This window comes from Kitasatospora sp. NPDC059795 (assembly GCF_042732175.1).
In the GTDB taxonomy this organism is placed as follows: domain Bacteria; phylum Actinomycetota; class Actinomycetes; order Streptomycetales; family Streptomycetaceae; genus Kitasatospora.
The window spans coordinates 76761-89391 of sequence record NZ_JBHWID010000007.1; the positions used below are offsets into that span (position 1 = coordinate 76761).

At 74.4% G+C, this 12631-nt stretch carries 12 protein-coding genes; 3 read left to right on the forward strand and 9 right to left on the reverse strand.

What is annotated here, in order from left to right:
• Positions 1-117: 117 nt before the first annotated feature.
• The 6 genes from ACFV4P_RS16360 to ACFV4P_RS16385 form a co-directional block, all read right to left on the reverse strand.
• Positions 118-1737 (reverse strand): uroporphyrinogen-III synthase, encoded by a 1620-nt coding sequence (locus ACFV4P_RS16360; RefSeq protein ID WP_380471557.1) that lies wholly within the window; start codon positions 1735-1737, stop codon positions 118-120.
• Complete coding sequence (gene hemC / locus ACFV4P_RS16365) at positions 1734-2708, reverse strand: hydroxymethylbilane synthase (protein WP_380471559.1); 975 nt, start codon at positions 2706-2708, stop codon at positions 1734-1736. The genes ACFV4P_RS16360 and hemC overlap by 4 nt, the downstream gene beginning before the upstream one ends.
• A gap of 41 nt (positions 2709-2749) precedes the next feature.
• A complete protein-coding gene (locus tag ACFV4P_RS16370; protein WP_380471561.1) occupies positions 2750-4138 on the reverse strand; it encodes a glutamyl-tRNA reductase in 1389 nt (462 codons plus the stop codon).
• Between the two features lie 31 nt (positions 4139-4169).
• The gene (locus ACFV4P_RS16375) at positions 4170-5030 is read right to left on the reverse strand and encodes a redox-sensing transcriptional repressor Rex (RefSeq protein WP_380472040.1); all 861 of its coding nucleotides are present in this window, start codon (positions 5028-5030) and stop codon (positions 4170-4172) included.
• A 107-nt stretch (positions 5031-5137) separates the two neighbouring features.
• A complete protein-coding gene (locus ACFV4P_RS16380; protein ID WP_380471563.1) occupies positions 5138-5815 on the reverse strand; it encodes a PolC-type DNA polymerase III in 678 nt (225 codons plus the stop codon).
• A gap of 152 nt (positions 5816-5967) precedes the next feature.
• On the reverse strand, positions 5968-6237 hold the full coding sequence (locus ACFV4P_RS16385) for a glutaredoxin family protein (RefSeq protein WP_380471565.1): 270 nt from the start codon (positions 6235-6237) through the stop codon (positions 5968-5970).
• 95 nt (positions 6238-6332) lie between these two features.
• Here ACFV4P_RS16385 and ACFV4P_RS16390 point away from each other — a divergent pair, with 95 nt between their 5' ends.
• From ACFV4P_RS16390 to ACFV4P_RS16400, 3 genes are all read left to right on the forward strand, one after another.
• Entirely contained in the window at positions 6333-7274 is a 942-nt protein-coding gene (locus tag ACFV4P_RS16390; RefSeq protein WP_380471567.1) for an HAD family hydrolase, read from the forward strand.
• 506 nt (positions 7275-7780) lie between these two features.
• Positions 7781-8626 carry an ECF subfamily RNA polymerase sigma factor, BldN family gene (locus tag ACFV4P_RS16395; protein ID WP_380471569.1) on the forward strand — a complete coding sequence of 282 codons (846 nt, stop codon included), beginning with the start codon at positions 7781-7783 and terminating at the stop codon, positions 8624-8626.
• 363 nt (positions 8627-8989) lie between these two features.
• Positions 8990-10135, forward strand: coding sequence for a DUF5667 domain-containing protein (locus ACFV4P_RS16400; protein WP_380471571.1), 1146 nt, complete (start codon positions 8990-8992; stop codon positions 10133-10135).
• A 109-nt stretch (positions 10136-10244) separates the two neighbouring features.
• Here ACFV4P_RS16400 and ACFV4P_RS16405 read toward each other — a convergent pair whose 3' ends face one another.
• From ACFV4P_RS16405 to ACFV4P_RS16415, 3 genes are all read right to left on the reverse strand, one after another.
• Positions 10245-11249, reverse strand: coding sequence for a lysophospholipid acyltransferase family protein (locus ACFV4P_RS16405; protein ID WP_380471573.1), 1005 nt, complete (start codon positions 11247-11249; stop codon positions 10245-10247).
• Positions 11246-12301, reverse strand: coding sequence for an NAD-dependent epimerase/dehydratase family protein (locus tag ACFV4P_RS16410; RefSeq protein ID WP_380471575.1), 1056 nt, complete (start codon positions 12299-12301; stop codon positions 11246-11248). The genes ACFV4P_RS16405 and ACFV4P_RS16410 overlap by 4 nt, the downstream gene beginning before the upstream one ends.
• Before the next feature lie 158 nt (positions 12302-12459).
• A complete protein-coding gene (locus ACFV4P_RS16415; protein WP_003948845.1) occupies positions 12460-12558 on the reverse strand; it encodes a 30S ribosomal protein bS22 in 99 nt (32 codons plus the stop codon).
• Between the last annotated feature and the right edge of the window lie 73 nt (positions 12559-12631).

The following is a 12631-nucleotide window of genomic DNA, read 5'->3' on the forward strand; positions in this document are numbered from 1 at the left end:
GGGTGCGGGGGGGGGGGGGGGGGCGTCTGGGTTTGTTCGCGTACCACAACGCGCGCGCCCGCTCCCCACCCTTACCGGGGGGGGGGGGGGGCGGCCCCCCCCCCCCCCGACGGAGGGTCAGCGCGCCTTGCGGCGCGATCCGGGGCGGCGTTCGCTCGGCCGGTAGACCGGCTCGCCCGCCGCGGTGGCGGCGTCCCGGCGGTTGGCCCCGAAGTCGGCCAGCGCCTGGGCGAGCGCGGACGCGGACGGGGCCGGGGCCATCACGTCGACCCGCAGGCCGTGCTCCTCCGCCGTCTTGGCGGTGGCCGGGCCGATGCAGGCGATGACGGTCACGTTGTGCGGCTTGCCGGCGATGCCGACCAGGTTCCGGACGGTCGAGGACGAGGTGAACAGCACCGCGTCGAAACCGCCGCCCTTGATCGCCTCGCGGGTCTCGGCCGGCGGCGGCGAGGCGCGCACCGTCCGGTACGCCGTCACGTCGTCGACCTCCCAGCCGAGCTCGACCAGGCCGGCCACCAGGGTCTCGGTGGCGATGTCGGCGCGCGGCAGCAGCACCCGGTCGATCGGGTCGAACACCGGGTCGTACGGCGGCCAGTCCTCCAGCAGACCGGCCGCGGACTGCTCGCCGGACGGCACCAGGTCGGGCTTCACGCCGAAGTCGACCAGCGCCTGCGCGGTGGTCTCGCCGACCGCCGCGACCTTGATGCCGGCGAACGCGCGGGCGTCCAGGCCGTACTCCTCGAACTTCTCCCGGACGGCCTTGACGGCGTTGACCGAGGTGAAGGCGATCCACTCGTAGCGGCCGGTGACCAGGCCCTTGATCGCGCGTTCCATCTGCTGCGGGGTGCGCGGCGGCTCGACCGCGATGGTCGGCACCTCCTGCGGCACCGCGCCGTACGAACGGAGCTGGTCGGACAGGCCGTGGGCCTGCTCCTTGGTGCGCGGGACGAGGACGTTCCAGCCGAACAGCGGCTTGGTCTCGAACCAGGAGTGCGAGGCCCGGTGGGCGACCTGGTCGCCCACCACGGCTATCACCGAGGTCGCCGGGTCGACCGGGGCGGAGACCGGCGAGGGCAGTACCCGGGCGGCCTTCAGGTCGGCGGCGATCGCGGCCAGCGTGGAGGTGAAGGTCCGCTGCCGGGTGGTGGTGCCGGACAGCGTCGCGGAGAGCGCCGCGTCGGGCTTGCGGCCGTGCGCCACCAGGGCGTTGGCGGTCGCGGGCAGCTGGCCCAGGGTGGTGCGCACCACCAGGGTGGTCTCGGGCACGCCGAGGTCGACCAGCTGGCCGGCCAGCAGCGCCTCGCCGTCGACGAAGCGGACGTCCGCGCCCTGGTCGCCGCGGAGCGGCACGCCCGCGTAGGCGGGCACGCCGACCGACTGGGCGACGCCGGGGACGACCTCGAACGGGACGCCGGCCTTGGCGCAGCGCAGCATCTCCTGGGCGGCGCAGCCGTCCAGGCCGGGGTCGCCGTCGACGGTGCGGACCAGGTGGCGGCCGGCCTTGACGGCGTCGGCGGCCAGGTCGGACAGCTCCCGGCCGGCCTCGGCCGGGTCCATGACCTGGACGCCGCTGGGGCAGTGGGTGCGGACCGCGGCGGCGGTCAGCGGGTCGGCGATCAGCACGTCGGCGGTGCTGAGCACGTCGACGGCGCGCAGGGTGAGCAGCCCGGGGTCGCCGGGGCCGGCGCCGAGGAAGGTGCAGCGCCCTGCGGGCGGGTGGAATCCGGCGGCGGTCATCGGGCGCGCTCCCCCATCAGGTTGGCCGCTCCGGTGTCGAGCAGCCGGGTGGCCAGGGCGCGGCCCAGGGCCGCGGCCTGCTCCTCGGCGGTCTCGTCGGGGACGAGCGGGCCGTTGGCGGACATCTTGAGCAGTTCGGCGCCATCGGTGGTGCCGACCACGCCGTCCAGGCGCAGTTCGGTGCCGGCCCAGGTGGCCAGCGCGGCGACCGGCGCGGAGCAGCCGGCCTCCAGGGTGGCCAGCAGGGCGCGCTCGGCGACCACGGCGGCCCGGGTGGGGGCGTGGTCGAGCCGGGCCAGCACGGCGGCCAGGGTCGGGTCGACGCACTCGACGGCGAGCGCGCCCTGCCCGGGGGCGGGGAGCATCAGCGCGGTGTCGAGGTGGTCGGTGATCTCGGCGTGGCGGCCGAGCCGGTTGAGGCCGGCGGTGGCCAGCACCACGGCGTCGAGTTCGCCGGAGGTGACGAAGTTGATGCGGGTGTCGACGTTGCCGCGGATGGCGACGGTCTCCAGGTCCGCGTCGTGGGCCCGGGCCCAGGCGTTGAGCTGGGCCATCCGGCGCGGGGAGCCGGTGCCTATCCGGACGGTGCGGCCGCCGGCCTTGCCGACCAGCTCGGCCAGGGTGAGGCCGTCGCGGGCGACCAGGGCGTCCCGGACGTCCTCGCGCTCGGGGACGGCGGCCAGCAGCAGCCCGGCGGGGGCGGTGGTGGGCAGGTCCTTGAGCGAGTGGACGGCCAGGTCGATGCGGCCCTCCAGCAGGGCGTCGCGCAGGGCGGAGACGAACACTCCGGTGCCGCCGATCTGCGCCAGCGACTCCCGGGAGACGTCCCCGTAGGTGGTGATCTCGACCAGCTCCACCCGGCGGCCGGTGATCTTGGCCACCTCCTCCGCGACCATGCCCGACTGGGCCATGGCGAGGGCGCTGCGGCGGGTACCGAGGCGCAGCGGCGTCACTGTCTCTGGACCATTCATGAGGTGATCGTCCTGGTCGTGCTGGGGGGCTGACGGGGTGTTCATCTGGGTGCTCCGGCGGGCGGGGCGACGGCGGCGGCCTGGGCGGCGGGGATGCCGCCGGCCGGGATCGAGGACCCGGCCCGGTCGCCGATCGGGGTGCCGGAGACAGCGTGCACTGCCGCGGGGTCCAAGTCGAACAGCTCGCGCAGGGCTTCCGCGTAGGAGGCCCCGCCGGGTTCGCCGGCGAGCTGCTTGACCTTGACGGTCGGGGCGTGCAGCAGTTTGTCGACCACCCGGCGGACGGCCTGCGAGATCTCCGCGGTGGAGCGCTCGTCGAGGTCGGGGAGCCGGGAGGTGAGGCGGGCGAGTTCGCTGCGGACCACCTCGGAGGCCATGGCGCGCAGGGCGACCACGGTGGGGGCGATCCGGGCGGCGCGCTGCGCCTGGCCGAAGGCGGTGACCTCGTCGCCGACGATGGTGGAGACGGCGTCCACGTCGCCCGCGCCGGGGGTGGCGGCGTGCGCGTGGGAGAGGCTCTCCAGGTCGACCAGCAGGGCGCCGTCGAGCCGGTGCACGGCGTGGTCGACGTCGCGGGGCATGGCGAGGTCGAGGAAGGCGAGCGGCCGGTCGGCGGTGCGGGCGGCGACGGCGGCGGCCACCTCGGCGGCGTCGATGACGGTGCCGGCCGCGCCGGTGCAGGAGATCACCAGGTCGACCTCGGCGAGGGCCTGCGGGACGTCGGCGAAGTCCAGGGTGCGGGCGGTGCCGCCGAGGATCTCCACCAGGCGTTCGGCGCGGGCCGGGGTGCGGTTGGCGATCTGCAGGTCGGTGAGGCCGGCCCGGACCAGGGTGGCGGCGGCGAGCGAGCTCATCGAGCCCGCGCCGACCACCAGGGCGCGCTTGCCGGCGATCGGGCCGGCGCCGGCCGCGACCTGCTCCAGGCCGAAGGTGACCAGCGACTGGCCGGCCCGGTCGATGCCGGTCTCGCTGTGCGCGCGCTTGCCGACCCGCAGGGCCTGCTGGAACAGCTCGTTGAGGCCGCGGCCGGCGGTGTGCTCGTCCTGGGCCTTGGCCAGGGCGTCGCGCAGCTGGCCGAGGATCTGGCCCTCGCCGACGACCATCGAGTCCAGGCCGCAGGCCACCGAGAACAGGTGGTGGACGGCGCGGTCCTCGTAGTGCACGTACAGGTGCGGGGTGAGTTCGTCGAGGTCGACGCCGCTGTGCCCGGCGAGCAGCTGGGACAGCTCGGCCACGCCGGCGTGGAACTTGTCCACGTCGGCGTACAGCTCGATCCGGTTGCAGGTGTTGACCAGCGCGGCTTCGGCGACGGTCGCCGAGGCGGCGGCGTCGTGCAGCAGGCGGGTCGGGGTCTCGCCGGTGAGCGCGGCGCGCTCCAGTACGCCGACCGGCGCGGTCCGGTGGCTCAGACCGACTACCAGAAGACTCATGCCCCCACCTCGTCGTGACGGATGTTCGTGCTCACGCCGGCATCACCGCGGAGAGGTCGTCCTCGGGGCCCTTGCCGGTCGGGGCGCTCTTCGTCTGCTCGGCGGCCTTGCCGCCGCCGGCGGCGCGGCGCAGCTTGGCGGCGGCGGCGCGGACCGGCCCGGGGGCGCGGTCGAGCACCGAGTCGCCGGCGGCGGGCTCGTCGCCGGCCTTGCGCTGCTCGTGGAAGGCGAGGATCTGCAGTTCGATCGAGAGGTCGACCTTGCGCACGTCCACGCCGTCCGGGACGGTCAGCACGGTCGGGGCGAAGTTGAGGATGCTGGTCACGCCGGCCTCGACCAGGCGGTCGCAGACCTGCTGGGCGGCGCCGGGCGGGGTGGTGATGACGCCGATGGAGACGTGCTGGGCGGCGACGATGGCCTCCAGCTCGTCCATGTGCCGCACGGGCAGGCCGGCGGCGGCGGTGCCGACCACGTTGGGGTCGGCGTCCAGCAGGGCGGCGACCCGGAAGCCGCGGGAGGCGAAGCCGCCGTAGTTGGCGAGCGCGTGGCCGAGGTTGCCGATGCCGACGATGACGACAGGCCAGTCCTGGGTGAGGCCGAGCTCGCGGGAGATCTGGTAGACGAGGTACTCGACGTCGTAGCCGACGCCGCGGGTGCCGTACGACCCGAGGTAGGAGAAGTCCTTGCGCAGCTTGGCGGAGTTGACGCCGGCCGCGGCGGCCAGCTCCTCGGAGGAGACGGTCGGCACGGAGCGCTCGGACAGCGCGGTCAGCGCCCGCAGGTAGAGCGGAAGGCGGGCCACGGTCGCCTCCGGAATGCCTCGCGCGCGCGAGGTCCGGCGCGCGGCACCCGGGTCGGGCGTCTGCGAACTGCTGGATGAGGGTCGGCCGATTGCCACGTTGCTCCTGCGGGTGAAGCTGGGCTTGGACCGCCAGGCTATGCGTTTGTGAACGTGTGCACAAAGATGGTGTCCGATTTGTCCCCGAACAGTGACACGCATCACTCGTAACCCGCCGCGCCGACCAGCGGACGCGGCCCTTCCACTCCGGCCGGCCACGGGCCCAGCGGAGCCCACCGGCGCAGCAGTCGGACCGGGCCCCGGGAAGGGGTCGAACGGGCCGGCGCCATCCGCGGCCACGGCACCGCGGCGGCCGCCGGGACGGGCTCCTCCGGCAGCCGGTCGGCGCGCAGGCAGTGCCGCAGCAGCTCCACGGTGGCGTGCGCGTCGCCCAGCGCGGTGTGCGCCGGGAACCAGCCGAGCCCGGCCGCCTCCACGCACGCCGACAGCCCGAAACCGCCCGCCTGCGGCAGCAGCCGGCGCGCCAGCCGCATCGTGCAGAGCGCCGGCACCGTCGGCAGCACCACGCCGATCCGCGCGAACTCCCGCTCCAGGAACGCCCGGTCGCAGGTCACGTGGTGTCCGACCAGCACCCGGCCGGCCATCAGCTCCAGCAGCCACGGCGCGATCTGCCGGAACCGCGGCGCGCCGACCACGTCCTCCTGCGCTATCCGGTGCACGTGCGTCGGCCCGACCGGCCCGGCCGGATCGAGCAGCGTGGCGAACTCCCGCTCGGTGCGCAGGGCGGCGTCCAGCTGCACCACGGCGACCTCGACCACCCGGTGCCGCCAGGGGCTACGACCGGTGGCCTCGACGTCGACGACGGCATAGCCGTTCATCACGCCCTCCTCTTGCACAGCCCCCGGCGGACACGGAAAACCGTTCGATGGTAAGCCGGAGAAGGGCCGAACTCCTAGGGGCGAGGACATCGCACGCGCACGAAGGACCGCCGGACGCGGCCGGTGCGAGGAGGGTCGCACCGGCCGGACGGTCAGGCCAGCGCCTTGCGCAGCCGCGTCTCGTCCACCCGCCAGAAGTCGTGCTGGCGGCCGTCGATCAGGGTCACCGGGATCTGCTCGGCGTACTGCTCGTACAGCGCCGCGTCCTGCAGGATGTCCTTCTCCTCGAAGGCCACCCCGAGCTCCTCCACCACCTTGAGGATCACCGCGCGGGCGTCCTCGCACAGGTGGCAGCCGGGTTTGCCGATCAGCGTCACCGTGGTGTCGGCCGGGTTCTTCTTCTCACGTCGCAGCAGGCTCACGGCACACATTGTGCGCCGCCACATATCCCGCGCGTTCACCGGTGCGGCACTCCTCGGTCACGGGGCCGGGCTCCCCGGCTGACTATGCTCGTCGCATGGCAGCGCTGCGAAGGCTCACCCGGTCGAGGCGTTCCCTCGCCGAACGGACCGCCCTGGCGGGCGAGGCCGCGGCCGACGCCGCCCAGGAGCAGCTCGCCCCCGACGCCGACCCCGAGCCGGACCGCCCCAGGGCCCCCGAGGGCGACCACACCCCGGTGCCCGGCGACGTCCGGGCCGCCGCGTTCTTCGACTGCGACAACACCATCCTGCGCGGCGCCGCGATCTTCTACCTCGGCGTGGGCCTGTACCGGCGGCGCTTCTTCACCCGCCGCGACCTCGTCCGGTTCGCCTGGCAGCAGGCCGCGTTCCGGCTGCGCGGCGCCGAGAACCCCGACCACATCGCCGACGCCCGCGACAGCGCGCTCGGCCTGGTCGCCGGCAAGCGCACCGCCGACCTGGAGCGGATCTGCGAGGAGATCTTCGAGCCCGTGCTGGCCGAGAAGGTCTGGCCCGGCACCCGCGCCCTGGTCCAGATGCACCTGGACGCCGGACAGCGGGTCTGGCTGGTCACCGCCGCCCCGCAGGAGGTGGCCCGGCTGATCGCCCGCCGACTCGGCATGACCGGCGCGCTCGGCACCGTCGCCGAGACCCGCGACGGCGAGTACACCGGCAAGCTGGTCGGCGGCATGCTGCACGGCCCCGCCAAGGCCGCCGCGGTCCAGGCGCTGGCCCGCCGCGAACACCTCGACCTGGCCCGCTGCGCCGCGTTCAGCGACTCCGCCAACGACATCCCGATGCTCAGCCTGGTCGGCCACCCGTACGTGATCAACCCGGACGCGGCGCTGCGCCGGCACGCCCGGGCGATGGGCTGGCGGGTGCGGGACTTCCGCACCGGCCGCCGGGCCGCCCGGATCGGCATCCCCGCGGCGGCCACGCTGGGCGTCGCCGCCGGGGCGGCCGCCGCCGCGGTGGCGATGCGCCGCCGCCAGCGGGCCTGACCGCACGCCACCCGCTCGGGCGGTACCCGGATCGGACGTCACCCGGACCGTCCTTGACCAGGCGTCAACCTGCGGCCGTCGACACGCCCCCGTGCGGGTGGTCCCGGCACGCCCAGCGGCACCGCGGGAAGGCCCGCCGCCCTTGCCCCGACGGGCCTGTGCCCCGTGATCGGAACTGATCGTTCGGCAGTCCGGCAAAGTCGTGGATTGAGACTGCCTCCACCGGGGAAACCCCGGCCATCCATCACCGTTCGATCACCCGGTGTGCACAAGCGGTCGCTTTGAGTCGGAGAAATGGCGTCAACTCCGGTCGGAGACAGGTAAATATGCGCAACAAGTGGACCTCATCCGACCACTTCGACCACGCGGTGTAGCTGTCATTGCACAAAGCGTTATTCTCTCCTGGATGCACGCCACCCCGAACGTCCCCGTGACGGGTGGTCAATGCGGCGTGCTCTCCGCACAGGCGGAGGTGATCCGTCCACAGTTCTGCCTCTGGGAGTCCCGTGTACCCACCCGTCCGGAACGACGCGCCAGCCACCTCCCGCCCGTCGACCGCCGGCCTGCGCCGCAGTGTGCGCCTGGAGCGACTGTGGGCCGCGATCCGCGAGTTCGAGCTGCTGGTCCCCCAGCCCGCGGTGGCCGGCCCCACGTTCACCGCGCCCGCGCCCGCCGCGTTCGCCGCGCCGCTGCTGCGCTCGACCGCCACCGGCAGCCAGGCCGCCCCGCGGACCCGCACCGTGCCCTCCCCCGGCACCCGCGGCCGCACCCGCAGCGCGCCCGCCGGGCCCGGCTACGACACCGAGCACAACCCGGTCGTCGACCTGGTCGAGCGCGCGCAGAACGGCGAGAGCGAGGCCTTCGGCCGGCTCTACGACCACTACGCCGACACCGTCTACCGGTACATCTACTACCGGGTCGGCAGCCGGGCCACCGCCGAGGACCTCACCTCCGAGACCTTCCTGCGCGCGCTGCGCCGGATCGGCACCTTCACCTGGCAGGGCCGCGACTTCGGGGCCTGGCTGGTCACCATCGCGCGCAACCTGGTGGCCGACCACTTCAAGTCCAGCCGGTTCCGGCTGGAGGTCACCACCGGCGAGATGCTCGACTCCAACGAGTGCGAGCGCAGCCCCGAGGAGTCGGTGCTGGAGTCGCTCTCCAACGCCGCCCTGCTGGACGCGGTGCGCCGGCTCAACCCGCAGCAGCAGGAGTGCGTCACGCTCCGCTTCCTGCAGGGGCTTTCGGTCGCCGAGACGGCCCGGATCATGGGCAAGAACGAGGGCGCCATCAAGACGCTGCAGTACCGGGCGGTGCGCACGCTGGCCCGCCTCCTGCCGCCCGACGCCCGGTGACCTGCCGACCGTGGACCCGACCTCCGACAGACCCCCGCCCCACCACCCGTCACCGGCGCGCCAGTTGGCCGCGCGCCGGGGCGCGGCGCACCGCCCGCCGCGCCCGCTCGCGCTTGACACGCCGTCAACCTCGGCCGGGCGCTTGCCCGTCCGGGTGAGAGGGCGGTCATCTGCTCTGCTTAATACGCCAGGGGGGTCGTGCGTAACCGCCTCCCGACACCGCTCGTTGGCCAGCGTGCAACCCGCCACCGGGCCCGCAGTCAAGTGGGATCTCGAACTGTCACCCGATGGTGCGGTTTTGGCCTGCCGGGACAACCAACCGACGGGCCACGGTGTCGAAAACGACGAAGGGAGGTGTGGCCCGTGACGGCAAACATGCTGGAGCACCGGCGGGCGAAGTCCTTCGCCGAGGCGCTGGAGGCCCACCAGAGTGACCACCGGAGCAGCGGCGCGCACCGGGCCGGCTCCGCCGCCATGACCGAGCTGCTCGCCATGGCCGACGCCCTCGGTGCGCTCCCCGCCCCCGAGCTGGCCGCCGAGACGCGGACGGTCCAACGCACCCGGCTGATGGCCGCGTTCGAGCAGCAGTGGGCCGACGACGCCCCCACGGCGGTCCTCCCCGTCCAACGCGCCCGGCGCACCCGCCGCAGTCGTTGGGGCCGCCGCCTGGCCATCGGCGGGCTGGTCGCGGGCGTCGCCGTCGGCTCCCTCGGCGGAGCCGCCGCCGCGTCCACCAGCGCCCTCCCCGGGGACGCCCTGTACGGCATGAAGCGGGGCCTGGAAGGGCTGCGCCTCAACCTGGCCGACAACGACGCCGAGCGCGGCGCCCTGCTCCTCCAGCAGGCCACCACCCGGCTCACCGAGGCGCAGTCCCTGGTCGGCCGGACGGACCCGGGCAACGCGCTCAGCCCCGCCACGGTCGACCAGGTGCGCCGCGCCCTCGACGACATGCACGCCGAGGCGCTGCGCGGCCGCGACCTGCTGCGCGCGGTCTACCGTTCCAACGGCTCGCTCGCGCCGATGCGTCAACTCGCCGGTTTCGCCGGGCAGGACGAGCGCTGGTCGGCCCTGCAGTCCCGGCTGCCGTCCGGCCTGGCCGGCCAGGCCGACAAGGTGGACCGCCTGTTCAGCGACATAAGCGAGGACGTCGCGCCCCTGCGGCTGGTGGAGCCCGCCGGCCGGGGCAGCGACGACAGCGCGGCGACCGGAGGCACCGGTACCGGGCAGCAGCCCGGCAGCGGCACGGCGAGCACCGGCGGCACCGGGCACGGTCCGGCCGACGGGTCGTCCGGGCGGGCCACCCCGTCGACCGAGCCGTCCGCCAAGCCCGGTCTGGGCGAGCTGCTGGGCGGCCTCACCGGTGGTGCCACGCCCTCGCCGACCGCCACGCCGGCCCACGGCGGTGCCCCGGCCCCGGCGGCCTCCCCGGCCGCGCCCGCGGACGGCGGGCAGGGGCTCAACCTGCCGCCGCTCCTCCCGGGGCTGCTGCCCGGGCTGTCGCTCAGTTGAGCCACCGCCACCCCGTGCCCGCTGTCGTCGGGGGCACGGGGCGGCGGGCCGTTCTCGCGGAGAGGGCCGTTCTCGTGGGGCCGTTCTCGTGACAGGGCCCGGCGGCGTGTCAGCCGAAGACCGAGCGGCGCTGCACCAGCAGCTTGTACAGCGTGTGCTGGATGGTCTCCCGCACCTGGTCGGTCAGGTTGAACACCAGCATCGGGTCCTCGGCGGCGTCCTTCGGGTAGCTGTCCGTCGGGATCGGCTCGCCGAACTGGATGGTCCACTTGGTCGGCAGCGGGATCGCGCCGAGCGGCCCCAGCCAGGGGAAGGTCGGCGTGATCGGCACGTACGGCAGGCCGAGCAGCCGGGCCAGCGTCTTGAAGTTGCCGATCATCGGGTAGGTCTCCTCCGCCCCGACGATCGAGCACGGCACGATCGGCACCCCGGCCCGCAGCGCGGACGCCACGAAGCCGCCGCGGCCGAACCGCTGGAGCTTGTAGCGGTCCGCGAACGGCTTGCCGATGCCCTTGAAGCCCTCCGGCCAGACCCCGACCACCTCGCCGCGTTCCAGCAGGGTCTGCGCGTCCTCGTTGCAGGCCAGCGTGTGCCCGGCCTTGCGGGCCAGCTCGTTGACCACGGGCAGCACGAACACCAGGTCGGCGGCCAGCATCCGCAGGTGCCGGTCGGCGTGGTCGTGCACCGCGACCTGGGTCATCAGCGCGTCCAGCGGGACGGTGCCGGAGTGGTTGGCGACGATCAGCACGCCGCCGTCGGTCGGGATGTGCTCGGCGCCGCGGACCTCGACCCGGAAGTACTTCTCCGCGAGCGGCCGCAGCAGCGCGAGGAACACCTCCTCGGTCAGCTCCCGGTCGAAGCCGAAGTCGTCGACCTCGTAGTCGCCGGTCAGCCGGCGGCGCAGGAAGCCGAGTCCGTCGGCGGCGCGCTGCTCCCAGCCCTTGCCGAACAGCCGGGTCGCGGTCGCGCCGAGCTGGCCGGAGAGGGCCGCGCCGACGCCGTCGGCCAGCCGGTCGGCGAGCGCCGGGCGCGGCTCGGGGCCGGACCAGCTCGGCGCGGACTCGATCGGGATGACGTTGGCCGCCGGGTCGGCGGGCTCCCGCGCGGCTGTCATCGCGGCCTCAACTCCTCGGGTTCGGTGGGGCGGTGGTCGGTGAGCAGGCCGGTGAGCCGGTCGGTGACGGCGGTCAGCCGGGCCGGCGGCAGCGGGCCGGGCGGCACGTGCGCGGCGAAGTCGGCGAACGCCTCGGGGGTGGTCCAGCGCGGCGTGAAGCCGAACGTGTCGCGCAGCAGCGCGGTGTCCACCACCCGTCCGTGGGTGAGCAGTTGGAGCTGTTCCTGGGAGAAGGCACGGTCCGCGGGGGCGGTCAGCTGCCGGGCCAGCCGGCCGACCAGGCCGAGTGCGGGCCGCAGCAGCGGCACGGTGGGGCGGCCGAGCCGGCGGGCGCACTGGGAGAGCAGCAGCACGCCGTCGCCCGCGACGTTGTAGGTGCCGGTCGGCGCGTCCAGCGCGGCCAGCCGCAGCACCTCCAGCGCGTCGTCCTCGTGGACGAACTGCAGGCGCGGGTCGTGGCCGAGCGCGGTCGGCAGCAGCGGCAGCCGGAAGTACGCGGTCAGCGGGGTGTCGCCGTGCGGGCCGAGGATGTTGGCGAAGCGCAGCACCGTCACCGCGACGTCGGGGCGGCGGCGGGCGAACCCGCGGACGTAGCCCTCCACCTCGGCGGCGTCCCGGGCGAAGCCGCCGACCGGCAGCGCCTTGGGCTGCATCCGCTCGCCGAACACCGCCGGGTCGCGCGGCGCGGAGCCGTAGACGGCGGTGGTGGACTTCACCACCAGGCGGCGCACCCCGGGGGCCTTCTGGCAGGCGCCGAGCAGCTGCATGGTGCCGATGACGTTGTTCTCCTTCACCAGCGCCCGGCCGCCGTGGCCGAGCGCGGTGACGTGGAGGTGCACCACGGTGTCGACGTCGTGCTCGGCGATCACCCGGGCGATCGCCGGGCGGCGCAGGTCGACCTGCGCGTACTGCACGCCGGACGGCAGCGCGGCCGGCGGCGGGCCGGCGTCCACGCCCACCACCCGGTCCACGCCGGACTGTTCGGCGATCCGGCCGGCGAAAAGCGCACCGAGCCGGTGCGCCACCCCGGTGACGAGCACGACCTTGCCCACGTTGCCGCGACCTCCCTGGCTGCCGGTGCTGCCTTCCCCCTGGCCTGCACCGTACCGCGCCGCGGACACGGGAACGGAAACGCCACTGCCCGCCACCGGAAATCATCCGGGGACGGGCAGTGGTGGAACCTGGCGGCGCGAGGCGACCGCAGGCGGTGTTACTTCTTGTTGCGACGCTGCACGCGAGTGCGCTTCAGAAGCTTGCGGTGCTTCTTCTTGGCCATACGCTTGCGACGCTTCTTGATGACAGAGCCCACGGAACATTCCTCGCTCACTCGGACCCGCGCCCGTGAGGAACGGGAGTCCATACGACTGACGGAGGCCCTAGCC